This window comes from Deinococcus malanensis, assembly GCF_014647655.1.
Lineage (GTDB): Bacteria > Deinococcota > Deinococci > Deinococcales > Deinococcaceae > Deinococcus > Deinococcus malanensis.
In genome coordinates, this window is record NZ_BMPP01000001.1 from 228,491 (window position 1) to 250,494 (window position 22,004).

The 22,004-nt window shown below is 63.8% G+C and carries 23 protein-coding genes; 13 read left to right on the forward strand and 10 right to left on the reverse strand.

From position 1 onward, the window contains the following. Positions 1-25 precede the first annotated feature (25 nt). Positions 26-1,405 carry an MFS transporter gene (locus tag IEY49_RS01225; RefSeq protein ID WP_189003759.1) on the forward strand — a complete coding sequence of 460 codons (1,380 nt, stop codon included), beginning with the start codon at positions 26-28 and terminating at the stop codon, positions 1,403-1,405. A gap of 52 nt (positions 1,406-1,457) precedes the next feature. Here IEY49_RS01225 and IEY49_RS01230 read toward each other — a convergent pair whose 3' ends face one another. The 5 genes from IEY49_RS01230 to IEY49_RS01250 form a co-directional block, all read right to left on the reverse strand. After that, positions 1,458-1,913: an NUDIX domain-containing protein gene (locus IEY49_RS01230; RefSeq protein WP_189003760.1), complete on the reverse strand. Its 456-nt coding sequence runs from the start codon at positions 1,911-1,913 to the stop codon at positions 1,458-1,460. Between the two features lie 3 nt (positions 1,914-1,916). Further along, positions 1,917-3,362, reverse strand: coding sequence for a bifunctional UDP-N-acetylglucosamine diphosphorylase/glucosamine-1-phosphate N-acetyltransferase GlmU (gene glmU, locus IEY49_RS01235; RefSeq protein WP_189003762.1), 1,446 nt, complete (start codon positions 3,360-3,362; stop codon positions 1,917-1,919). A 106-nt stretch (positions 3,363-3,468) separates the two neighbouring features. Further along, a complete protein-coding gene (gene lgt / locus IEY49_RS01240) occupies positions 3,469-4,404 on the reverse strand; it encodes a prolipoprotein diacylglyceryl transferase (protein ID WP_189003764.1) in 936 nt (311 codons plus the stop codon). Between the two features lie 77 nt (positions 4,405-4,481). Next, positions 4,482-5,264, reverse strand: a complete 783-nt coding sequence (gene tatC / locus IEY49_RS01245; protein WP_189003766.1) for a twin-arginine translocase subunit TatC — start codon at positions 5,262-5,264, stop codon at positions 4,482-4,484. A gap of 19 nt (positions 5,265-5,283) precedes the next feature. Next, positions 5,284-5,532: a twin-arginine translocase TatA/TatE family subunit gene (locus IEY49_RS01250; protein ID WP_189003768.1), complete on the reverse strand. Its 249-nt coding sequence runs from the start codon at positions 5,530-5,532 to the stop codon at positions 5,284-5,286. Between the two features lie 292 nt (positions 5,533-5,824). Between IEY49_RS01250 and IEY49_RS01255 the strand changes: the two genes are divergently transcribed. The 4 genes from IEY49_RS01255 to IEY49_RS01270 all read left to right on the forward strand — a co-directional run bounded on the left by IEY49_RS01255 (position 5,825) and on the right by IEY49_RS01270 (position 8,654). Then, positions 5,825-6,085 carry a twin-arginine translocase TatA/TatE family subunit gene (locus IEY49_RS01255; RefSeq protein ID WP_189003770.1) on the forward strand — a complete coding sequence of 87 codons (261 nt, stop codon included), beginning with the start codon at positions 5,825-5,827 and terminating at the stop codon, positions 6,083-6,085. Between the two features lie 62 nt (positions 6,086-6,147). After that, a complete protein-coding gene (locus IEY49_RS01260) occupies positions 6,148-6,717 on the forward strand; it encodes an RNA polymerase sigma factor (RefSeq protein WP_189003772.1) in 570 nt (189 codons plus the stop codon). Next, the gene (locus IEY49_RS01265) at positions 6,714-7,427 is read left to right on the forward strand and encodes an anti-sigma factor (RefSeq protein WP_189003774.1); all 714 of its coding nucleotides are present in this window, start codon (positions 6,714-6,716) and stop codon (positions 7,425-7,427) included. The genes IEY49_RS01260 and IEY49_RS01265 overlap by 4 nt, the downstream gene beginning before the upstream one ends. Positions 7,428-7,682: 255 nt before the next feature. Beyond that, positions 7,683-8,654, forward strand: coding sequence for a ferritin-like domain-containing protein (locus IEY49_RS01270; protein ID WP_189003776.1), 972 nt, complete (start codon positions 7,683-7,685; stop codon positions 8,652-8,654). A 77-nt stretch (positions 8,655-8,731) separates the two neighbouring features. Here IEY49_RS01270 and IEY49_RS01275 read toward each other — a convergent pair whose 3' ends face one another. Beyond that, entirely contained in the window at positions 8,732-9,460 is a 729-nt protein-coding gene (locus IEY49_RS01275; protein WP_189003778.1) for an SDR family oxidoreductase, read from the reverse strand. A 38-nt stretch (positions 9,461-9,498) separates the two neighbouring features. Here IEY49_RS01275 and mqnB point away from each other — a divergent pair, with 38 nt between their 5' ends. Continuing rightward, positions 9,499-10,131 carry a futalosine hydrolase gene (mqnB, locus tag IEY49_RS01280; protein WP_189003780.1) on the forward strand — a complete coding sequence of 211 codons (633 nt, stop codon included), beginning with the start codon at positions 9,499-9,501 and terminating at the stop codon, positions 10,129-10,131. Positions 10,132-10,192: 61 nt separating this feature from the next. Here the strand turns inward: mqnB and IEY49_RS01285 are convergent, their stop codons facing one another. Next, positions 10,193-10,342, reverse strand: a complete 150-nt coding sequence (locus IEY49_RS01285; protein ID WP_189003782.1) for a hypothetical protein — start codon at positions 10,340-10,342, stop codon at positions 10,193-10,195. Positions 10,343-10,541: 199 nt separating this feature from the next. Between IEY49_RS01285 and tdh the strand changes: the two genes are divergently transcribed. The 3 genes from tdh to dnaJ all read left to right on the forward strand — a co-directional run bounded on the left by tdh (position 10,542) and on the right by dnaJ (position 13,968). Next, positions 10,542-11,576: an L-threonine 3-dehydrogenase gene (gene tdh, locus IEY49_RS01290; protein WP_189004200.1), complete on the forward strand. Its 1,035-nt coding sequence runs from the start codon at positions 10,542-10,544 to the stop codon at positions 11,574-11,576. A 151-nt stretch (positions 11,577-11,727) separates the two neighbouring features. After that, complete coding sequence (gene trpS / locus IEY49_RS01295; protein WP_189003783.1) at positions 11,728-12,732, forward strand: tryptophan--tRNA ligase; 1,005 nt, start codon at positions 11,728-11,730, stop codon at positions 12,730-12,732. A 114-nt stretch (positions 12,733-12,846) separates the two neighbouring features. Further along, the gene (gene dnaJ, locus IEY49_RS01300) at positions 12,847-13,968 is read left to right on the forward strand and encodes a molecular chaperone DnaJ (RefSeq protein WP_189003786.1); all 1,122 of its coding nucleotides are present in this window, start codon (positions 12,847-12,849) and stop codon (positions 13,966-13,968) included. Positions 13,969-14,015: 47 nt separating this feature from the next. On the opposite strand, the gene IEY49_RS01305 is transcribed toward dnaJ, so the two are convergent. Then, positions 14,016-15,452, reverse strand: coding sequence for a phytoene desaturase family protein (locus IEY49_RS01305; RefSeq protein WP_189003788.1), 1,437 nt, complete (start codon positions 15,450-15,452; stop codon positions 14,016-14,018). 239 nt (positions 15,453-15,691) lie between these two features. After that, on the reverse strand, positions 15,692-16,486 hold the full coding sequence (locus IEY49_RS01310) for an META domain-containing protein (protein WP_189003790.1): 795 nt from the start codon (positions 16,484-16,486) through the stop codon (positions 15,692-15,694). Positions 16,487-16,681: 195 nt separating this feature from the next. On the opposite strand from IEY49_RS01310, the gene IEY49_RS01315 reads away from it, so the two are divergent. From IEY49_RS01315 to IEY49_RS01330, 4 genes are all read left to right on the forward strand, one after another. Further along, complete coding sequence (locus IEY49_RS01315) at positions 16,682-17,698, forward strand: ribose-phosphate diphosphokinase (RefSeq protein WP_229780569.1); 1,017 nt, start codon at positions 16,682-16,684, stop codon at positions 17,696-17,698. 194 nt (positions 17,699-17,892) lie between these two features. Then, the gene (locus tag IEY49_RS01320) at positions 17,893-18,261 is read left to right on the forward strand and encodes a phage holin family protein (RefSeq protein WP_189003794.1); all 369 of its coding nucleotides are present in this window, start codon (positions 17,893-17,895) and stop codon (positions 18,259-18,261) included. Between the two features lie 16 nt (positions 18,262-18,277). After that, positions 18,278-19,135, forward strand: a complete 858-nt coding sequence (gene panC / locus IEY49_RS01325) for a pantoate--beta-alanine ligase (RefSeq protein ID WP_189004202.1) — start codon at positions 18,278-18,280, stop codon at positions 19,133-19,135. Further along, entirely contained in the window at positions 19,132-20,208 is a 1,077-nt protein-coding gene (locus tag IEY49_RS01330) for a type IV pilus twitching motility protein PilT (protein WP_189003795.1), read from the forward strand. The genes panC and IEY49_RS01330 overlap by 4 nt, the downstream gene beginning before the upstream one ends. A gap of 163 nt (positions 20,209-20,371) precedes the next feature. Here IEY49_RS01330 and IEY49_RS01335 read toward each other — a convergent pair whose 3' ends face one another. Beyond that, positions 20,372-21,991 (reverse strand): alpha-amylase family glycosyl hydrolase, encoded by a 1,620-nt coding sequence (locus IEY49_RS01335; RefSeq protein ID WP_189003797.1) that lies wholly within the window; start codon positions 21,989-21,991, stop codon positions 20,372-20,374. Positions 21,992-22,004: the final 13 nt, after the last annotated feature.

A 22,004-nucleotide genomic window follows, 5' to 3' on the forward strand; every position in this document is an offset into this window, starting at 1 on the left:
GTGGACCCCAGCCTACGCTGGGAGCATGACTCCCTCACGTGTCCAACCTGCACCAGATGCGGAAAGCTGGCGTACCTTTCTGCAACTGTGGGCCTCGCAGGCGCTGAGTGTGCTGGGCAGTGGCCTGAGTGGCTTCGCCCTGAACATCTACCTGACCCAGACCATGTTTCCCCTGGAAAGCCAGCGGGCACAACTGGCGGGCGCACTGTCGATGACGGCACTGGGCTGGACCGTCGCGGCCATCGTGGGTGGTCCCCTGGCCGGGGCGCTGGCGGACCGCTGGAACCGCCGGCGCATGATGATCGCCTGTGACGTGCTGGGTGCGGTATTGCTGCTGGGCCTCACGACCCTGATCCTGCTGGGCACCCCTCCGGTCTGGGCATTGGTCGTGTTCACGACACTGCTGGGTCTGGTCGGCACTTTCCACGGCTCGGCATTCGACACCAGCTATTCGGCCCTGGTACCGCGTGAACGGCTACCCAGGGCCAATGGCATGATGCAGACGCTCTGGAGTCTCTCGGGTCTGCTGAGTCCTGCCCTGGCGGCGCTGCTGATCGGCCTGCCGGCACTGGCACGCAAGAATGATGGTCCAGGGTGGCTGTCCGGGTGGAGCGACGGTGTGCCCCTGGCCCTGCTGATCGACGCGGTGTCCTTTGGAATCGCGGCGCTGGTGGTGTGGCGGCTGTCGTTGCCCAGCCCACAGCGCCGCGACCTGCAGGGCCCGGCTGCACAGAAAACCAGCCTGGGACAGGACATGCGCTTTGGCTGGAGCTATATTTTTGCGCGTCGTCCGCTGCTGCATCTGCTGCTGACCTTCGCTGTGGTGAACCTGATGATCAGTGGCGTCGGGGTCCTGCACCCTTTGCTGGTGAAGTTCACGCTGGCCGCAGATATCCAGACTCAGGGCCTGAGCACCGAGACCGCGCTGGCCACCCTGTGGACTGCCATGAGCGCGGGTGGACTGGTCGGGGGGCTGCTGATCAGCGCATGGGGCGGGCTGAAACGGCAGCGGGTTCTGGGTGTGCTGGTTCCCATGGTCCTGGCCGGCGGCGCCCACGCCCTGAGCGGTGCTGCCGGAACGCTGTATCTGACCGCCGCATGCGTCGCCGCTTTCGGGATCATGACGCCGATCATGAATGCCCACTCGCAGAGCATCTGGCAGTCGCAGGTTCCCTCCGAGATGCAGGGCCGGGTCTTCAGTGTCCGGCGCCTGATCGCGCAATTCACCTCACCGCTGGCCACGGCGGCTGCTGGCTTCTTGGGAGCGCACACCTCGCCGGGCCTGATCCTGTTGTGGAGTGGCGTGGTGATGCTGGTGGTGTCCGGCCTGCAACTGCTGAACCCGGCGCTGCGCCGGGTCGATGAGCTGCCTGCGCTGCCGCGGCCAGCAGAAGCTCTGGGTTAGAGGAGAGCAGAGGCACGCCGGGAGGGAGTCCCGGCGTGCCTCTTACCTGCTACTACCGGTCGCAGACGGTCGGGCCCAGGTAACGGAGCCCGCTGTCCTCGCGGCGCAGATCCTGCCAGAACACGTCGCGGAAGACCGGTGGACGGACGTCCAGGGCCGTCATCTGGCCTGCCGTCATAAAACGGGCCTCGACCAGGACCTCGCGTTCATCGTCAACGCGATGCGCTTGGGAAAGTGCGCCGCCCACCTCATGACACCGCACGAAGCTCTTGCAGATTCGGCTGTCACCGTCCACCAGCTCCTGCAGGTACAGGATGCGCTCAGCCCGTACGCTCAGCCCGGTTTCCTCGTGCACCTCGCGCTCGGCGGCTTGCAGGAGACTCTCGTGCCCTTCCACCCCACCGCCCGGCGGTACCCAGAAGTCGAAGGCACCCGGCTGGTGGTGATGCACCATCAGCAACTGGTCGCCGCGGAGCACCACACCCGCCGCGCTGATCCGGTGGCGCAACCCTCAGCCCTGACGGTCCAGCCAGCCGGCCAGCCATGGCAGTTTGACCTGCACCTTCTCGCGCACGCCGCCCCAGTAGCGGCGGGACCAGCCTTCGATGGTGCGCTGCTTGCCCCGCGCCACGGCCATGGCCCCTTCGGGGACGTTGTCGTGAACCGCGCTGCCTGCGGCGATAAAGGCGGCGTCGCCGACCACGCGCGGCGCGATCAGGGTGCTGTTGCTGCCGATAAACACCCCGGCGCCCACCGTACTCTGGTGTTTGTTCACCCCATCGAAGTTGGCCACGATGGTGCCGGCCCCGATATTGGTTTCTGCGCCGATGGTCACGTCTCCGAGGTAAGCCAGGTGCCCGGCCTTGACGCCCGCGTCGAGCCGCGCATTCTTGGTTTCCACAAAGTTGCCGATGTGCACCCCCTGCGCCAGCTGGGTGCCGGGCCTCAGCCGGGCGAAAGGACCCACGTCGCTGCCTTCGCCCACCTCTGCACCTTCGAGCACGCTGTGGGGCTTGATCATGGCCCCTTCGCCCAGCACGCTGTCGGTCACGATGCTGTACGCGCCGATGGTCACCCCGTCCGCCACCCTGGTCTGTCCGCGCAGCATGACGCCGGGCTCCACCGTCACGTCGCGGCCCAGCGTGACCGTGTCTTCGATGTGGGTGGTGTCCGGAGCCTGCAGCGTGACGCCGGCCGCCATGTGGGCGCGGTTGATGCGGCGGCGCAAGATGGCCTCCAGATCCGCGAGGCCCTGGCGGTCGTTGGCCCCCAGCACCTCGTCGGCGTCGGTCAGCTTGAACGCACTGGCCTGTGCACCCTGGGCGCGGTACAGGCCCAGCAGGTCGGTCAGATAGTACTCGCCGGCCTTGTTGTCGTTGCCAATCAGCCGCGCGAGTTCTGGTGCACGGGAGTCCATGATATACACGCCACTGTTGAACTCTCCCACCGCACGTTCCGCTTCCGTGGCGTCCTTCTGCTCCACGATGCGTTCCACTGTGCCGTCCACGCTCCGGATGATCCGGCCGTACCCGGTGGCATCGGCCAGTTCGCCGCTGAGGATGGTGAACGCACCGCCACGGGCTCGGTGGTCGTCGATCAGAGCCTGCAGTGTCTCGGTGCGCAGCAGCGGGGTGTCTCCGTACAGGACCAGTACGTCCGCGTCCTGGGTGCCCAGGGCGTCCACACCACACAGGAAAGCGTGCCCGGTGCCCAGTTGCTGATCCTGCCGCGCAAAAGTCACCCCGCTGTCCGCCAGGGCTGCCTCAACCTTCTCGGCACCGTGCCCGGTCACGACCACCACGTTCCTGGCCCCCAGCTCCCGGGCACTTTTGACGGCCCAGGCCACCATCGGGCGGCCGGCCACCGGGTGCAGCACCTTGGGGAGGGCGGATTTCATGCGGGTGCCTTGCCCCGCCGCGAGGATCACCACGTCCAGCGGACGATTGTTATCTGTCATTCACATTCACCTGTCTGTGCCAGTGTAACCGCCACTCCGGCTGCATTTGGGCTGCATACAAAAAGGAGACGCGCTGAGGCGTCTCCTGTTGGGCTTTCCGTGGGTTTCAAGCCGGGCGCGTGCCCGTCACCACGCTGGGGGCCGGATCCACGCGGGTATCCGGCTGCCTCCTGAGCTTCAGCAGCATCCAGATGCTCAGCACAATCAGGACAATGCTGATCAGGTGGGTTTCGGTGAACAGGCCGATGCCGGGGGCGTCCAGGCCCTGGTTCAGGTAGGTCTTGGGCAGCAGCGGATTGAGGCGGAAGGTCTCTTCCCAGCCGGCGCGCAGGATGGAATACCACAGCCAGAACTGCCAGAACGCCCAGCCGGGCTTGCGCGAGCGCAGCCAGAAGTACGCCGCCACGCTGAGGATGATCCCGATAATCACGCCGTACAGCTGGGCAAAGTGCACAGGAGCGGTCATGACCAGCTGACCACCGATCTGCTGGCAGTACTGCGAGAGGTCCAGGTCAGGATTGGGATTGCGCACGCACATGCCGTCATGGAACGCCCGTGCGCTGTCGGGCCAGCGGAAGCCGACGGGCCAGCCGGTCACGCGGCCTACTGTGTCAGTGCCGTTCATGATGTTGCCGATCCGGCCGCCGATAATGCCAAAAGCCACGCCGGGCACGCACAGGTCGGCGTACTCGTAGAAGTTCAGACGGTACTTGCGGGTGTAGTACAGCATCACCAGAATGCCGCCGATCAGTCCGCCATGGATGCTGATGCCGCCCTGTCGCAGGTTGATGATGTCCAGCAGCACGCGTGGAAAGGGAATGTTCTCGAACTGATGCCACGAAGTGGCCACGAACACGATCCGGGCGCCCACCAGACCCCAGATGATCATCCACAGGATCATGTCGTTGAAACGGTCAACGTCCAGGCCACGCGCTCGGGCCATGCGGGTCCCCAGCCACACGCCGGCCACGATCCCCAGCGTGATCAGCACGCCATACCAGGCGATGGTGAAACCACCGATGTTCAGAAAAACTGGATTCATAAGTCGGTGCCAGTCTACCTGCATGAACGCGGCCCTCAAGCGTCAACGCCGGAGGGCCACAGGAAAGGCAGCGGAAATCAGGGGCTCAGGATCGGCACTTCCTCGGATTCCTGCACGCGGAACACCCGTGAGAGGATGACGCCAAGCTCGTACAGCACGTACAGCGGAACGGCGACCAGCAACATGCTGCCAGGGTCAGGGGTCGGGGTGATGACAGCCGCGAACACCATGATCACCACCAGGGCGATGCGCCAGCCCTTGCGCAGCATCAGGTGATTGATCAGCCCGATGCGCGTCAGGATGACGGCCAGGATGGGCATCTCGAAGGCCAGCCCGAAGCCCACCAGGAAGGTCGTGACCGTACTAACATACCCGGCCAGTCCCAGGATCGGCGTAACCGCGCCGTTCAGGAAGTCGAGCAGAAAGCGGACCATGCTGGGCAGTACAAAGGTATATCCAAACGCTGCTCCAGCCATGAAGGCCAGGCCCGCTCCGATGATAAAAGGCAAGGACCAGCGACGCTCATGGGAATACAGTCCGGGGGCGATAAACGCCCACACCTGCCACAGAATAAAAGGCAGCGCGAGCGCCAGCCCTGCCCAGAACGACAGGTTGATGCTCAGCATGAACTGGTCAGTGAGGTTGTAAGTCACAACCTCTACCTTGTCCTGCTGGTAGAGCCGGGAATACCGCAGTGGACCCTTGATCAGGTCAATCAGTTGCGTGCGGTACTGAAAGGCCACCACCATGCCGACGATCAGAAAGGCGACACTGATGATCAGCCGCTTGCGCAGTTCTTCGAGGTGGTCAAACAGTGGAGCACTTTTGAGGTCATGTTGAGGGATGCCGGGCATGCTCATGGAGGGTCGTCCTTCCTGCTCAGGAACGGCGGTCACTGGTGGACACTGTGTTTTCAGTGGTGACCGGCGCACCCGTCACCGGGTCCAGACGCTGGGAAGGAATATCCGTGACCTGCGGCCGCGCGGCGGCGGGCTCGTGCAGTTCCTGCTTGAATTCCTTGATGCCGCGCCCCATGCCCTTGCCGAGCTCCGGCAGTTTGCGGGCACCGAACAGCAGCGCGATGATTACCACGATTAAAATCAGTTCAAATGGTCCAAATCCCAACATACCTTCCTCCTGAGATCGCGGCTTCCAGGCCGGACCGGGGTCTAACTGAGTTCAGCGTACCGCCTGAGAGTAAAACGAACGGTTCTGCCTGAGCCAGGACAGCTGTAACGGTCAGGGCAGCTGTACCTGTAGGTATGCGCCAGAGGGAGGACTGGATCACTGCATGCAGGGCAGCGGGCCTGCATGAAGTCTTTAATTTGATCCATCCGGGTCCACCTTGCATATGACTGGATGAACCCGCCGCAAGCGCCTCACCCACACTGGTGCACGGAAGTTCATAAGGAGACGTGACATGCCCAATATCGGTGCCGCTGAAATTATCATGATCGTTCTGGTTGCCCTGGTGGTTTTCGGGCCGCGTAAGCTTCCGGAACTGGGCCGTACGGTCGGACAGGCGCTGCGTGAATTCCGTAGCCATACCAGCAGCGTGACCAATGAACTGCGTACCGGCCTGGACGTGAATCCGCCGGCCCCGCAGGCCGTTCCGGCAGCTCAGGTCGTGGCCGAGGCCCCGTCTGAAGCTACAGTGCCCGTCGCCGCCAAGGCATCGTGAGCTCTCGGTAAATGATGATGCGGTTAGAGGGAAGGGTCAGCTGGTACGCTGGGTTTCATCCCATGACTCCTCCCGAACCGCACCTCGACCCCTCTGACGAAGTGCTGATTGCCCGCATGGCAGCCCGCGATGAAGAGGCTCTCAGAGAACTGCACCGCCGGCACTCCCGGCTGCTGTATGGCCTGGGCCAGCGGATGCTGCGCCACCCCGACGATGTGGATTGCTGCGTGCAGGACGCCTTCATGAATGCCTGGAACCATGCCGCGCGCTTCGATCCGTTACGGGCACGGGCACGCACCTGGTTGGTGAGCATCGCTCACAACCGTTTTCTGCAACAGCTGCGTGACCGCCCCGATGTCGCCATGGAGCTTGAAGACTGGGACCAGCCGACACGCGCCCCGGACCCCATTGACCGCCTGATGACCGAGCGGGCCATGGAGGGGCTGGATGGGAGCCAGCGCGAACTGATTGAGCTGGCGTACTTTCGCGGCTACTCTCACTCGGAACTGTCAGCCATGACCGGGCTGCCCCTGGGCACCGTGAAGTCGCGAATGCGTACTGCCCTTGACCGGATGCGGTCCAGGCTGAGTGCAGTCCAAACAGATTTACACAAAGGAGGTGAAATCCATTGACCGTTCAGTCTGATCACCTGCTTGCTTATGCCCTGGGCCAGCTGGACCCGGTCGAGACCGCCCGGGTGGAAGCAGAGTTGCAAGCCGATCCGGTCCTGCAGGCGGAACTGCAGCAGCACTTGGACGCTCTGACCACCCTGGTAGACGACCTGGATCTGGCAGCCGTGCAGGTTCCGGCCGATGCCGAGGAGCGCCTGCTGGCACGGGTCCGGGCCGAAGAGGCTGGCACGGCGCCTCACCTGCAGGCCGTAACACCATCATCAATCTCCCCTCATGCCGCTGATCCTGTGCCCGCTTTGCACACTGGTCCGGTCCGCAGGAAGTCGTGGTGGGTCCCAGCCGGGCTGTCACTGGCCGCTGCATTGGCCCTGGCGTTCTTCCTGCGTCCTGCTGAAGACCCCGTCAGCCGTTATGCGAGGCTTCCTGGAGCAGTCACGAAACCTATCGAGACGCCTGGAGAGCAGCTGGGCACCCTGGTGCGTCTGGCCGATGGCCGGGTTTATGTGCACCTGAAACGCCCGCCGGCGGACGGCCGCACCTATCAGCTGTGGCATATCCGGGATGGTCAGCCGGCGTCGCTGGGCGTGTTCGCAGGCGACGGCCTGCTGACCGGGAGTCTTCCGCAGGGGGCCACGCTGGCGGTCAGTGTGGAACCACCTGGTGGAAGTCCACAACCCACCACGGAGCCTCTTTTTGCCCAGGGCGTGTAACCGCGGGTCCGGCATCCTCTCTCTTCGCGCCGCCCCTGGATCTCCAGGAGCGGCGGCTTTCTGGCCTGGATCTTCATCCATCATTCATGGAATCCAGTCGCAATGATCCAACCGAACCGGGTCCGCATACAAGCTCTTTGAAGGCAATCGCGACCGCGGTGCGGCCCCTCTTCCAGGGTAGGTCCATCTGCAGGCTCACGCTTGACCCTCACGTCCAGCGTCCTGGTCCATTCCCTTTCTCCGGAGGTTTCCACCATGAGTAACGACAACAGCACCACCCCAGCCCTGAGCACCCGCCGCAAGTTCCTTGGGATGGCCGGATTGATGGGCGCCGGCGCCGTGTTGAGCGGCTGCACCAACGTCATGGCCACGCATGAGCCCAACAGGGGCAAGGCCAACCTGGATGCTACCATCTTCAACTTCGCGCTGAACCTGGAATACCTCGAAGCAGCCTTCTACCTGGCTGCCGTGGGCCGCCTGGGCGAACTGGACGCTGCGGGCGGCAGCAGCGCTCGCGTGTCGCTCCCCGCCGGCTTCAACGGCATGAACGGTACCGGCATTGCTACCCTCAGCCCCGAAATTCGCGCCATGGCCAACGAGATCGCCACCGACGAGCTTAACCATGTGAAGGTCATCCGCCAGGTACTTGGCGCTGCTGCCGTCGCCCAGCCCCAGATCAACCTGTCCACGGCGTTCCAGGCCGCTGGCAGCGCTGCGTCCGGCGGCGCCATCACGGGCTTTGACCCGTACGCCAACGAACTGTTCTTCCTGCACGGCGCCTTCGTCTTTGAGGATGTCGGTGTGACGGCCTACAAAGGTGCTGCGCGTCTGCTCGTAGACGACAAGCCAGGCGGCAACCTCGAAAACGCCGCCGGCATCCTGGCCGTCGAGGCATATCACGCGGGCGCCATCCGCACGCTGCTCTACCAGCGCCGTAACACAGCGGTCACCCCCTCGTTGACCGTTGAAGGGGTGGTGCAGGCTATCAGCAACCTGCGTGACGCCGTGGACGGCCCCACTGACCTCGATCAGGGCATCAGCAACATGGGAACCGGCGCCAACGTCATGGCCAACATCGTCCCCACCGACGCCAACGGCATTGCCTTCAGCCGCACACCCCGTCAGGTCGCAAACATCGTGTTCCTCGACACGACTGGCAGGGCAAGCACGGGTGGATTCTTCCCCAACGGCCTCAACGGCAACTTCAGCGCCATCCTCGCGCTCTAAGCATCTGCTTGAGCACCGAAGGGCCGCCCTGGGAGTTGAATCCCGGGGCGGCCCTCCTTTTTAGATACGGCTCCGCTTCAGATACTCCAGCCGCCGTCCACCAGCAATTCCTGTCCCGTGATGTAAGCCGCTTCTTGTGTCGCCAGGAAGGCGACGGCAGCAGCAACCTCACCGGGTTCTCCAAAGCGTCGGGCGGGAATGCGGCCCTGCAATTTCTGTGCCTCAGCTGGATCCGTATGGAGTTTCTGGAGACGCTCGGTGGCGGTATACCCCGGTGCGACGGTGTTACAGGTCACCCCGTCGGCAGCCACTTCCAGGGCCAGCGTGCGCAGGTGGTTGGTGACTGCCGCGCGCAGGGCGTTGCTGACCGGCAGGTTCAGGGCTGGGCGCCCGACGGTCAGGCTGGTCACAGCGATGATCCGGCCCCAGCCGCGCTCGCGCATTCCTGGAAGGGTGGCACTGGCCAGGCGAACAGTGCTCATGAAGGTGGTCTGGATGCCGTGGTCCCAGGCCTCTTCGCTGACGGCGCTGGGGAGACTCGGGGGCGGACCGCCCGCATTGCTGACCAGAATGTCCACGTCGCCGGCAGTCGCCACCGCGGCCTGTACGCCTTCCATGGTGCTGACATCAGCCACGATCCAGCGCGCCCCTATAGCCTCGGCTGCCGGGCGCAGCGTGTCCTCGTGGCGCGCGGCCACAGTGACTTCAGCGCCCAGTTCGGTAAGTTGCTGTGCAGCCGCGAGACCAATGCCTTTGCTTGCACCCGTGACCAGGGCGCGCCTGCCTTCCAGTCGGAACAGCGTCATACGGCAGGGTACCTTGTTCAGACGCTACGCTGCGCCGCGTGAAGCCCTTGATCGTGGTGGCTACCGCTGGGGAAGCGGCACGGTTCCATTCCTTGCCTGCCCGGGTGGTGGTCTCGGGGGTGGGTCCGGTGGCCGCTGCACTGGCCACGGCAAAGGCGCTTGCCGAGCAGGCGGCTCCTCTGGTGGTCAGTGCCGGGATCGGTGGGGCTTTTCCGGCCAGCGGGCTGCGCCCGGGGGACCTGGCCATCTCCAGCCTGATCGTTCAGGCAGACCTGGGCGCCTGGGACGGAGAGAACTGGCTGACGCTGGGGGGGCTCGGTCTTTCCGTTCATCCCACAGCCGTGCACCACGCCGAGTTCGAGGTCTGGACGGAGGCCGCAGACTCGGCGTGCAAACTCCGCGCAGGCTTTGGGCCTGCCCTGACCCTCTCGGCAGTCACCGGCGATCACGCGGGAGCTGCCCGGTTGGAAGCGCGTTATCCTGGCGTTCAGACCGAGGGCATGGAAGGCGCCGGGGTAGCCCACGCTGCCATGCTGGCCGGCGTACCCGTGGTGGAGGTCCGGGGAATCAGCAACCTTGTCGGCCCGAGGGACCGGGCCTCATGGCAGATCGGGACTGCACTGGACGCCGCCCAGAGGGGTGTGATTGGTCTCTTGCACCATCTGAACTGAGCCCCACGGACTACTTCTCATGCATTGATGTCCAGACATATTGGACGATTGCCTGTTAAGTTTAGATTCTGTCCACGCTTTCCAGGACCGTGCTCAGAAGCACCTGCGTGATGAGAAAGCCCACCACGAAAGACAGCAGCGGCACCAGATTCACGCTGATCTCGGCGTCCTTTTCGGGTTCCAGGGCGTTCTGCTTGCGGTACTTGATCATGGGGGCAGCGTAACCTGCGTGATGTGTGGCCGGACATGGCTGGAGCTTATGAAAGCATTCAGGCCCCTGTGTGCAGTTCACGCCCGAGCGTGCCTCACCTCGTTGCACCCTGTGCCGCTGACGCGTTAGAACCGCAGGCGTGACTGCTTCCGAGCCCACTTCCACTGTGCCCCCCTCGCCTCAGGATCCTCCCGCCCGCATGAAGGCGCTCAGCAAGCAGGAGTCCCGAGAAGGGATCTGGATGGTGGACACCGAGGTGCCTACCCCCGGCCCGAACGACCTGCTGATCCGGGTCAGGAAGGGGAGCATCTGCGGCACCGACGTCCATATCTACAAGTGGGACGACTGGGCGCAGAAGACGATTCCGGTGCCCATGGTCGTGGGACACGAATACGTGGGCGTGGTCGCGGGAATGGGCAGTGAGGTTCGCGGGTTCAACCTGGGCGACCGGGTCAGCGGGGAAGGACACGTCACCTGCGGGCACTGCCGCAACTGCCGTGCAGGGAGGCGCCATCTGTGCCGCAACACGCTGGGTGTGGGGGTCAACCGCCCCGGTTCGTTTGCCGAGTATCTGGTGTTGCCGGCGTTCAATGCCTTCAAACTGCCAGATGACATTCCCGACGACATTGCCGCCATCTTCGATCCCTTTGGCAACGCGGTCCACACCGCCCTGAGTTTTGATCTGGTAGGTGAGGACGTGCTGGTGACCGGTGCTGGCCCTATCGGGGTGATGGCGGCCGCCGTAGCCCGGCACGTGAGTGCGCGCAACGTGGTGATTACCGACGTCAACGATTACCGGCTGGACCTGGCCCGCGAGATGGGCGTGACCCGGGCCGTCAATGTGGCCCGTGAGGACCTGTGGTCCGTGGCCCAGAACGAACTCGGGATGACGGAGGGCTTCGACGTGGGCCTGGAGATGAGCGGTTCAGGCCCGGCCTTCGCGCAGATGGTGAGCGTCATGAACAACGGCGGCAAGATCGCACTGCTCGGAATTCCCAGCGGTGACGTGAGCATCGACTGGAACGCCGTGATCTTCAAGATGCTGACCATCAAGGGCATCTACGGCCGTGAAATGTTCGAGACCTGGTACAAGATGGCGGCCCTGATTCAGTCGGGTCTCGACCTGACCCCGATTATCACCCACCACTTCAGCATCGACGACTTCCAGCAGGGATTCGACGCCATGCTCAGTGGCCAGAGCGGCAAGGTTATCCTGGACTGGGAAAAGCAGTAAACTCCCGAAATGACGCGTCTGGCACAAGCATGGTGGCCCGGTTCTGCCGGGTAGCCCCGCCTTGTGTCTGAACCTCAGCTGGCACGCCGCGCCCGGAATATCTGTCCGGGCGCGGCTCCATTTTTGGCTTCAGGACATCAGGAGATCATCCATGAGACAGCGCATTCTGACGGGCGACCGTCCCACCGGACCCCTCCACATCGGCCATTACGTCGGATCGCTCAACAACCGTGTGGCCCTGCAGCACACGTACGAGACCTTCATTCTGATCGCGGACGTGCAGGCCATGACCGACAACTTCGAGCAACCACAGAAGGTCCGCAGCAACGTGCTGGAAGTCGCCCTGGATTATCTGGCCGTGGGTCTGGACCCCCGGGAATGCACCTTTGTCATTCAGTCGCAGATTCCTGAAATTGCCGAGCTCACGGTGTTTTACCTGAACCTGGTGACGGTCTCGCACCTCAGGCAGAACCCCACCGTGAAAACGGAAATCGCGCAGAAGGGGTATGGCGAGGCCGTTCCCGCCGGCTTCTTCGTCTATCCGGTGTCGCAGGCGGCGGACATCACGGCCTTTGGGGCCCACCTGGTGCATGTAGGGGCCGATCAGCTGCCCATGATCGAGCAGACCCGGGAGATTGTCCGGCGTTTCAACAGTCTGTATGCCCCGGTGCTGGTTGAGCCGCAGGCCCTGGTCGGGGAAACGGCGCGCCTGCCAGGGCTCGACGGTGCCAGCAAGATGGGCAAGTCTTCGGGCAACGCAATTTTCCTGAGCGACCCGGCGGACGAGGTGAAACGCAAGGTGATGGGGATGTTCACAGACCCCCACCACCTGCGGGTGGACGACCCGGGGCGTGTGGACGGCAATCCGGTCTTTACCTATCTGGATGCCTTTGACCCGGACAGGGCCCGATTGCAAGACATGAAGGATCACTACTCGCGCGGTGGACTGGGGGACGTGAAGGTCAAGCGACATCTGCTTGACGTGCTGGAGGAGAGTCTGGCACCCATCCGTCAGCGCCGGGCCGAATTCGCGCGTGATCCGGGCGCGGTGATGGAACTGGTGCGCGAAGGGACCGCGCTCGGCCGTGAGGTCGCAGCACAGACCATGAGCGCGGCCAGAAAAGCCATGACCCTGGATTACTTCACTCAAGCCTGATGCAGGGCCTGACCCACCCGGTTACCCCCGGGTACGCCCACGTTTCTTGAGTGTGGTCATGTTAACCTGGGAGCCGGAGGTCGGGCCGAGCCACGCCCGGCGAAAACACGACACATGGACTACTACGAACTGCTGGGCGTCGCTAAAAGTGCGAGCGCCGATGAAATCAAAAGTGCTTACCGCAAACTCGCCCTGAAGTACCACCCGGACCGCAACAAGGAAGCCGGGGCAGCCGAGAAGTTCACTCAGATCAACGAGGCCTACGCGGTACTCAGTGACGCCGAGAAGCGCGCCCACTACGACCGCTTCGGCACGGCGCCGGGCGCGGGTATGCCGGGCGGTGACCCCTTTGGCGGCATGGGCGGCGCGGGCTTTGACCCCATGGACATCTTCGAGCAGCTGTTCGGGGGAGCCGTGGGCGGCCGCACCCGGCGTGGTCCGGCACGTGGTGACGACCTCGAAACCGAGGCCCACATCTCGCTGCTGCAGGCCAGGGCTGGCGACGAGATCGAGGTCTCGGTAGACCGTCTGCGCGAGTGCGAGCACTGTCACGGGACCCGCAGCGAGCCCGGTGGCAAGCCGCCCAAGACCTGCTCGACCTGTGCCGGGGCAGGAGCGGTCCGCGCCCAGGCGCGCACGATCTTCGGCATTGTGGAGACCCAGCAGCCCTGTCCGACCTGCCGCGGAGAGGGACAGATCATCGAGGATCCCTGCACGGTCTGTAAAGGCCGTGGGCGCACGCTGAAGGCAGACACGGTCAAGGTGAAGCTGCCCAAGGGCATTGACGAGGGCTACCGCATCCGGGTGGCTGGCATGGGCAACGAGGGTCCGGGTGGCAACGGTGACCTGTACGTGCACATTGAGATGGAAGCTCACCCCGAGTTGCGCCGGGAGCAGGAGCACCTGATTCACACCGCACGCATCGGCTTTGCCAAGGCTGCGCTGGGCGGCCACGTGACGGTCCCGACCCTGGACGGCCCCCAGGTCGTCGAGATCAAGCCGGGCACCCAGCACGGCGACCTGCACCGCCTGGGTGGCCAGGGAATGCCCCGCCTTCAGGGACGTGGCAACGGTGACCTGATCGTGGAGTACGAGCTGACCGTCCCCAAACCTTCCCAGCTGAATGCCGAGGCCCGCGAGGCCCTGTTGGCCTACGCCCGGGCCGTGGGCGACGAGGTCAGCGACCGCCAAGAGAGTCTCTTTGACAAGGTCGGCAAGATTTTCCACGGCAAGTAAGGCCACAGCAGCGTTTGAAGGGAGGACCGCAGTTGTGGTCCTCTTTTTTACGGCACCTCGTGAATACCGAACTCGTCACGTAAGGCAGTCAGGGCCGCGTGATACCCGGCCATACCATGAACACCGCCGCCTGGAGGTGTGCTGCTGCTGCACAGATACCAGCCTCGTACCGGTGTGCGGTAGGGGGTCAGCCCCAGGTACGGCCGGGCCAGCAGCCCCCACAGGGTTCCGGCTCCACCGTTGACGTCGCCACCACGGAATACCGGGCTGAACGCCTCAAGAGCAGGGGCTGTCGTGACGTGCCGCGCCAGGATCCGCCTGCTGAATCCCGGAGCAAAGCGCTCGATCTGGGCCTCGGCCGTGCCGCTCACATCGGTACCGCTGCCGTGTGGCACATGCACATATGCCCAGAAGGTGTGATTGCCAGCCGGGGCCCGACTGGCGTCAAACAACGTATGTTGCGCGGCCAGCACGTACGGCCGGGCTGAGACCCCTGCGCGCAGCCCGGCTTCTGAGGTCAGCACATCCTGTTCAGGGCCGCCCAGATGCAGGGTGCCAGCACGGGTCATGCGTGGATCGGCCCAGGGAACGGGGCCTTCCAGCGCGTAATCGAACTTCTGCACGCCTGCGCCGTAGCGGAACCGGCCCAGCGCCTCTCGGTAGTTGGAAGGGGCACGCTGCCCGAGCAGGTTCAGCAGGACCTGAGGACTGCTGTCTACCAGGATGGCCCGCGCATCCGGCAGGTCGGCGGCGGTACGAACACTCACCCCAGTCACGACCTCCCCGCCCAGGAAACGCAGGTAGGCACACAGCGCATCCGGAATGGCCTGGGCACCTCCCTTTGGAAAGGGCCAGCCCACGGCATGAGCCAGCAGGGCCAGAACCACCGTCGCTGCCGCCGTACCGGGGGTAGATAACGGCAGCGCGGTATGCGCAGCCAGCCCGGCCCAGAGCGCGCGGGCCTCGGGCGTCTTGAACACGGCGCGGCCAGCCCGCTGCGCAGATGGCAAACCACGCAGTCCAAAGCGTGCCAGGGTCAGAGGATGAGACGGGACGCGGACGAGCGGCCGCAGAATGTCGTGCAGCAACCCTTCCCAGTCCGAAAGCAGCGGAGCCATCAGCCGCCGGTAGACCGGGCCGTCTGGGCCCAGTGCGTCGATGGTGGCGTCCAGGCTGCGCTCCAGGGTGACCGTCCGCGTGGCCGAAAGAGCATGGGCCACCGGCGCCGGGGGCTGAATCCAGTCCAGCCCGAACGCGTGCAGCGGCCACTGCCGGAAGGCAGGACTGGCGGCGGTCAGCGGATGAATCGCTGACCCCACGTCATGCACGAAGCCGGGCAGCGTCAGTGGTGCGCTGCTGGCCCCACCGCCGGGCCGGGCATGGGCTTCCAGGACCTGAACCTTGAGTCCGGCCCGCGCCAGGGTAACGGCGGCAGCAAGTCCATTTGGACCAGCGCCCACCACCACCGCGTCGAGCCGGGTCATGCGCCCAGCCTAGAGTATCTGCCAGGAGCCATCCGGCGGCTTCGGCAGTGACCAACATTGGACATGCCTGAAATGCAGGACCGCAGCTGCCTGGAGGCTGCCCGTCCCTGAATCCGATCCAGAAGGCTCAGGGACGGGCCCTGTCCCAAAGCCCTGGCGAGGCCTGCACGGACGCTGCTTGCCGGCAGACCGTCCCAATTGGATTTTTCTGTTATGTCGGCAGCTGCACCTCTGACACGTCAGGGTTTCTTGGCCACCTCACGGCGCAGGAGGTGAATCTCTCCAGCCGTGCTGCTGAGAACAAGGTTCTGTGCGGTGCGGGTGATGGTCAGCGGAGAATTGAGCACCTCGGTTAGAGCCCCTTCCTGTGCAGTCAGGGCAACGTCACAGGTCAGACGGGTGGTACCTGACGTGGTGAAGGTTACGACCGGGCCGCTTTGCTGAAGGGAGCCGAATACGCGGTTGCAGCCGGTGGCTGCACTGAACTGGCGCAGGTTCCGGTCCGTACTCATCATGAAATTCAGGCTTGCGGGAGCGGACAGGGCGACGGCACCGCCCTGAGTTTTGAGCCGGGCTACGGTCCACTCACCCTGCAGGTCCGGAGGAAGAATCGCAGCGCTGTTCCCCGATGCGCGGAAGACCAGCCGGCCGGCTTTACCACTGAAGAGGGTGAGCGTGGTGCCCTTCAGTTCGTACCGTATGACCTGCTGCATAAGATTCAGGAATCCTTCTTCCTGTGCCGTGCGCTCTGCGTCGGTACAGGCGCGGCGTGACTGAAAGAGTGGACCGAAGGTCATGGACTGGGTCAGTACGCTGGCCCGGGCAGAAAACGTGTTACAGCCGGTCTGACCCACCACGCGGGTCCCCTCGAACTTCATGGTGGGAACCTGGGCCAGCACAATTGGACGGTCTGTGGTGACCATGCCGGTCAGTTCCCAGGTCACGCCTTTCAATCCTGATGCATTGGACGAACTGACAGCCTGAACAGAGCGTGGAACCGCGAGCAGCATGGAGACCAGGAGGAAGTGTCGCACGGCACACACTGTATGGGCGGGGTTCACGCCGTTATGCCGCACATGCGCCTGTCCGGTCGAAAAGGACGTTTCCGCGGCTGGCAGATCAGGAGACCCGGTGTTCCTGGCCTGGGCACGCTGTCAGGCCATGACACCTGCCCTTACGGACCGGTATGCTTCCCTGGCGTCAACGCCCGTCGCCTTGTTTCATTCTTTATGCACCCGGAGGATTCTACCTTGTCCGTTCCACATCGCCCCCCGACCAACCTGCTTCAAAGCCGCCGCTCCCCGTTGCTGGTGTTTGCTGGTCAGAGCAACCGCCCCCTTGCCCAGGCCATCTGCGACAACCTGGGTGTGCCGCTGGGGCGAAGCGAAACCGTGAAATTCACCAACGACAACCTGATCGTGCACTACGAGCAGTCCCTGCGCGAGGGCGACGTCTTTATCGTGCAGACGTTCTCCACGCCGGTGAGTGACGCGATCATGGAACTGATGCTGATGATCGACGCGGCCAAAAGTGCGAGTGCCGGGCGTGTGACAGCTGTGATTCCCTATTACTCGTATGCCCGCAGCGACAAGAAGGACAGCCCACGTATCTCCATCGCGGGGCGACTGGTGGCGGACCTGCTGCAGGAAGCCGGCGCGGACCGCATCCTGACCATGACGCTGCATGCGCCTCAGGTTCACGGGTTTTTCAAGGTGCCGGTGGATCACCTTTCGGCGGACGTGGTGCTCAGCGAGCACTTCAAGAAGTCCGTTACCGACTCGCACGACGGCGTGGTGCTGGCCCCCGACGCTGGCAGCATCAAGCGCGCTTCCCAGATCGCGAGGCGCCTGGACAGTGGACTGGCCATGATCGACAAGGAGCGTCTCTCCGATACCGAGGTGCGTCCCCGCGCCCTGATCGGCGATGTCAGGGACAAGACAGTCTTTATCGTGGATGACGAGATCAGTACCGCCGGTTCGCTGGTCGAGACGGTCAACATTGCCCGCGAAATGGGGGCCAAGGATGTGTACGTCGCGGTGACCCACGGCGTGTACACCGGGCCGGCCATCCAGCGCATCGCGGGACTGGACGTAACCCAGGTGGCCAGCTGTAACACGGTTCATGTCCCGGAGTCCAAGATCGAGGGGGCCAACGGGCGTCTGGCCGTGCTGGACGTGGCGCCGCTGTTTGCCAACGCCATCCGCAATATTCATACCGGAGACAGCGTCAGCACCCTGTTCAGCTGAAGCCGGCAGGAACAAAGGGGCGGGGAGATCTGGTCCTGCCCTTTGTTGCGTTGTCTGGGTTACAGAGTTTTTCCAATGGTGACCCCGGGCAGCTGGAGCGTTGATTTCTGGACTGACAGTGGTTCGCTTTCCCGGCTGGCGCTTCTTGCCGCCCAGCACAGCCCAGAGGTGCGTGGCAAGGTATGCTGCTGGTTATGGGATTCCTGCTGAGGTTGCTGGTGACCGCTCTGGCCCTGTACGTGCTGACCAGGGTTTACAGCGGCGTCACTTTTGCGCCGGGCGCCGGGCTGGTCAGCATACTGATTGCCGCGCTGGTCATGGGCATCGTCAACGCGCTGATCCGGCCTGTGCTGCTTCTGCTGAGCCTGCCTATCAATGTCCTGACGCTGGGCCTGTTCACGCTTGTGGTCAATGCAGTCGTGCTGCTGATCGTGGCTGCCGTGACGGCCCTCAATGTTGCTGGCTTTGGAGCCGCGTTTATCGGCGCTCTGCTGCTGACCATTATTTCGTGGGTGCTTGACGCCATTGTTGGCGCACTGGGCCTGGACGGAGGCCGCGATTAAGACGCCGACCCTGATCATGGCTCCCGAGGAACTGCGTGCCTCATTAAAGGGCCTGGGAGCAGTTGGCTTTGTGCCGACAATGGGTTACCTGCACGAAGGGCACGCCACCCTGATCCGCCGGGCCCGGCAGGACCATCCGGATGGACGGGTGGTGGTCAGCGTATTCGTAAACCCCATGCAGTTCGGTCCTGCTGAGGATCTCAGTCGCTATCCCCGCAACCTGGACGGCGACCTGCAGGTGGCGGGACAGGCCGGCGCAGACATCGTGTTTCACCCCGACGCCGCTCAGATGTACCCCGAGGGCTTCAGCACCCGCGTCAGCGTCGCGGGCGTCAGCGAGCCGCTGGACGGCGCCGCCCGCCCTGGACACTTCACGGGGGTGACCACCGTGGTCCTCAAGCTGCTGAATATGGTGCGTCCTGACCGGGCGTATTTCGGAGAAAAGGACTGGCAGCAGCTGGCCGTCGTGCGCCGCATGGTGGCGGACCTGAACGTGCCGGTGCAGGTGGTTGGCGTGCCCACGGTCCGGGACCCCTCCGGGCTGGCGCTGAGCAGCCGCAACAGTTACCTTACCGAGGAGCAGAAGACGCGGGCGACCGTGCTTTCACGTGCGCTCAGGGCTGTGCAGGCGGCCTATGCTGACGGCGAGCGCCATACGCAGGCACTGCAGCAGGCGGGCATGAACATTCTGACTGCAGAAAGTGAAGCCACCCCCGATTATCTGAGTGTGGTCAACAGCCACCTTCAGGGAACCGAACTTGTCACGCCCGATCCCCTCAACCGCGTCCTGGTCGCTGCCCGGATGTTCGGTGTGCGCCTGATAGACAACCTGCCGCTGGACCCTGGTCCGGACGGCACCGGGAGGAACGCATGACCCTGGAAGAACTGCTGCGCGAACTGATCTCACACCGCGCATCCGACATTCACCTGCAGGCCGGGAGTCCGCCGATGGGCCGGATTGACGGCGTCCTGGTTCCGTTTGGCACTGAAGCGCTGATGCCGCCTGATACTGAGGCCCTGGCCCAGACCATCCTGAACCCGGAGCAGTGGGAGGATTTCGAGTACCGGCAGGAACTTGACACCTCCTACACCGCCCCGGGTCTGGGCCGCTTCCGATGTAACGTCTTCAGGCAGCGCGGCGCAGTGGGCGTGGTGATGCGTGTGGTGTCCGACGCGGTGCCGGGCTTCGAGACCCTGGGCCTGCCGGCCGACGTTATGCGTCATTTCGCGGACGCTCCTCGCGGGCTGGTGCTGGTGACCGGCCCCACCGGCAGCGGCAAAAGTACTACCCTGGCCAGCCTGATCGACCACATCAACCGCACCTACGCGCACAACATCATTACCATCGAGGATCCCATCGAGATCCTGCACCGCAACAAGCGCAGCCTCGTGGTACAGCGCGAGGTCGGCAACGACACCCGGGATTTCCGGACTGCACTCAAATACGCCATGCGGCAGGACCCGGACGTCATCATGATCGGGGAAATGCGTGACCGTGAAACAGTGGACGCCGCGTTGTCGGCCGCGCAGACCGGGCATCTGGTGCTCAGCACCCTGCACACCCAGGATTCGGTCCGGACGGTGAATCGCATCATCGAGTTCTTCGCGCCACACGAACGCGAGCAGGTGCGGCTGCAGCTGGCAGAGTCGCTGATCGGCATTGTCAGCCAGCGTCTGCTGCGCCGCGCAGACGGCGTGGGCCGGGTCCTGGCCAACGAGATTCTGCTGAACACCCCCCTCATCCAGGACTACATCCGTGATGAGGACCGTACCCCGCTGATCAAGGACGCCCTCCTGGAAGACAACATCCGCGGCATGCATACCTTTGATCAGCATCTGGTGCAGCTGTATCAGCACAATCTGATCACCTTCGAAGAGGCCACCGACGCGGCGACCAGCCCGCATGAGCTCAAGCTGATGGTCACGCGCGCGGGATTTGCTTCCTGAGGCTGAGGACGCAGACCTCGTCACGGCACCGGTGCACGGCCTGAAGCTCAGATTCGCCGTGGTCAGGCTATGTGGGCTTCCCTGCAGCAGACCTGCCAAAAAAGAGGAACCGGACCGTATGGATGCGGTCCGGTTCTGCGGTTTCAGCCTGCGATGTGATTTCTTACCGGGCCCTGTAGATGGCGAACGATTTGCCGGGCAGGCTGACCGTCACGGAGCCGTTGCTGCTGGTCACCGTGGCCAGCGCACCCTGTCCCGCCTGATCGTCAAAGACGCGGTTGGCGAGGTAGCTGCGGTCGGCACTGCTGATCCCGGTGTTGGCCCCGATGTTGAGGGTCACACTGGCCGAGGTGACGTTGTTGTTGAAGGCCACGATCAGGCGGCTGCCAGTCGTGCTGTCGCTGTAGCCACGGTAGAAGGCAAATACGTTGGTCCCACCATTGGGACGCCACATCTCTGCGTAGGAACCCTTCCACAGCCCTGGGTTGTTGGTTCGTACGCTCGAAAGTTTCTGAACCAGGTTGAAGGTCAGCCCGGGATTGGGTAGAAAGCCGCTGTAGGTGCCGCTGCGGCCGGTGCTGGTCCAGGCCCACGACGGCATGTCACGGCGGTTGTCGGGGTCTCCGCCGCCGTACATGGCGATCTCGTTGCCGTAGTACAGCTGCGGGATGCCGGGCAGGGTCATCAGGGCGCCCAGCGCCATATGGTAGCGGCGGCGAATCTCGTCCTCCGCGACCCCATAGCCGGGTTCGTTGAGGAAGCGGGGCACGTCGTGGTTGTCCAGCAGATTGACGGTCAGCAGGGCGCGGTTCATCCCGAGCGTGCCAACATAGTCCTGAACGCTGCTGGCCAGGGTGTCCATGCTGCCGGCCTTGGCGATGCTGCTGACCAGGGCGCTGCGCAGTGGAAAGTTGAAGGCGCTGTCAAATCCGGCGTCGTAGTAGGGCTTGATCTGCGAGGCGCTGCCGGTAACGAAGGCCTCCGCCAGCAGGAAGGTGTTCGGGCGGGCGTTGAGCACTCCGGGAATCCAGTTGTACTGCCAGTAGTTCATGGGTACGTGTTTGGCTGTGTCCATGCGGATCGCGTCAATGCCGTAGGTACTGGTCCAGTTCTTGCTGAGGTTGGTCAGGTAGGTCGCCACGGTGCTGTCTTCCTGGCGGAAGTCGGGCAGGCCTGCCAGCGGGCAGTTGATGTCGTCGCCGGTGCAGTTGCTGTGAAACCATCCAGGGTTGGTTTTGGCGACACTGGCGCCGTAGCCGGCATGATTGGCCACCATATCCATCATGTAGCGCATGCCGTTGTTGTGCAGGTCGGTAATCAGGCCGCTGAGTTCGCTGCCGGTGCCGAGCTTGGGCTCGACAGCGAGGTCACTGGGGTTTTTGAAGTTCGGCCAGTAGCCGTGGTAGCCGCACGACGCGGTGGATGTCCCCGGATTGACTTCGGGAACCTGGGCATAGACTGGCGTGGTCCAGAGGGTGCCGGCCCCCAGGCCCTTGATGTACGAAATTTTCTGGCGGAGGCCCGACAGGTCGCCCCCGTGGAACTTATAGGGACTGTTGCGGTCGAGGCAGTACGGTTGACCCAGCGTGTCGTTGCCAGTGTTGCCGTTGAAAAAGCGGTCCGGCAGGCTCAGGTAGATGATCTGCCGGCGCCAGGTATCAATATTGGTTCCACTGATGGCCTGTGGGCCAAGGAAAGGGTCAGGATCATTTGATGTGGAAGTGCTTCCACAAGCAGCAAGAACAAGAGAGATGGCCAGCAGACTGCCCAGACGACGTTTCACAACAGGTCTCCTT

Coding starts and splice junctions, on each gene's coding strand:
- IEY49_RS01225 (WP_189003759.1), top strand. CDS start 26: ATGACTCCCTCACGTGTCCAACCTGCACCAGATGCGGAAAGCTGGCGT.
- glmU (WP_189003762.1), bottom strand. CDS start 3,362: ATGACAGATAACAATCGTCCGCTGGACGTGGTGATCCTCGCGGCGGGG.
- lgt (WP_189003764.1), bottom strand. CDS start 4,404: ATGAATCCAGTTTTTCTGAACATCGGTGGTTTCACCATCGCCTGGTAT.
- tatC (WP_189003766.1), bottom strand. CDS start 5,264: ATGAGCATGCCCGGCATCCCTCAACATGACCTCAAAAGTGCTCCACTG.
- IEY49_RS01250 (WP_189003768.1), bottom strand. CDS start 5,532: ATGTTGGGATTTGGACCATTTGAACTGATTTTAATCGTGGTAATCATC.
- IEY49_RS01255 (WP_189003770.1), top strand. CDS start 5,825: ATGCCCAATATCGGTGCCGCTGAAATTATCATGATCGTTCTGGTTGCC.
- IEY49_RS01260 (WP_189003772.1), top strand. CDS start 6,148: ATGACTCCTCCCGAACCGCACCTCGACCCCTCTGACGAAGTGCTGATT.
- IEY49_RS01270 (WP_189003776.1), top strand. CDS start 7,683: ATGAGTAACGACAACAGCACCACCCCAGCCCTGAGCACCCGCCGCAAG.
- IEY49_RS01275 (WP_189003778.1), bottom strand. CDS start 9,460: ATGACGCTGTTCCGACTGGAAGGCAGGCGCGCCCTGGTCACGGGTGCA.
- IEY49_RS01285 (WP_189003782.1), bottom strand. CDS start 10,342: ATGATCAAGTACCGCAAGCAGAACGCCCTGGAACCCGAAAAGGACGCC.
- tdh (WP_189004200.1), top strand. CDS start 10,542: ATGAAGGCGCTCAGCAAGCAGGAGTCCCGAGAAGGGATCTGGATGGTG.
- trpS (WP_189003783.1), top strand. CDS start 11,728: ATGAGACAGCGCATTCTGACGGGCGACCGTCCCACCGGACCCCTCCAC.
- dnaJ (WP_189003786.1), top strand. CDS start 12,847: ATGGACTACTACGAACTGCTGGGCGTCGCTAAAAGTGCGAGCGCCGAT.
- IEY49_RS01305 (WP_189003788.1), bottom strand. CDS start 15,452: ATGACCCGGCTCGACGCGGTGGTGGTGGGCGCTGGTCCAAATGGACTT.
- IEY49_RS01315 (WP_229780569.1), top strand. CDS start 16,682: ATGCACCCGGAGGATTCTACCTTGTCCGTTCCACATCGCCCCCCGACC.
- IEY49_RS01320 (WP_189003794.1), top strand. CDS start 17,893: ATGGGATTCCTGCTGAGGTTGCTGGTGACCGCTCTGGCCCTGTACGTG.
- panC (WP_189004202.1), top strand. CDS start 18,278: ATGGCTCCCGAGGAACTGCGTGCCTCATTAAAGGGCCTGGGAGCAGTT.
- IEY49_RS01330 (WP_189003795.1), top strand. CDS start 19,132: ATGACCCTGGAAGAACTGCTGCGCGAACTGATCTCACACCGCGCATCC.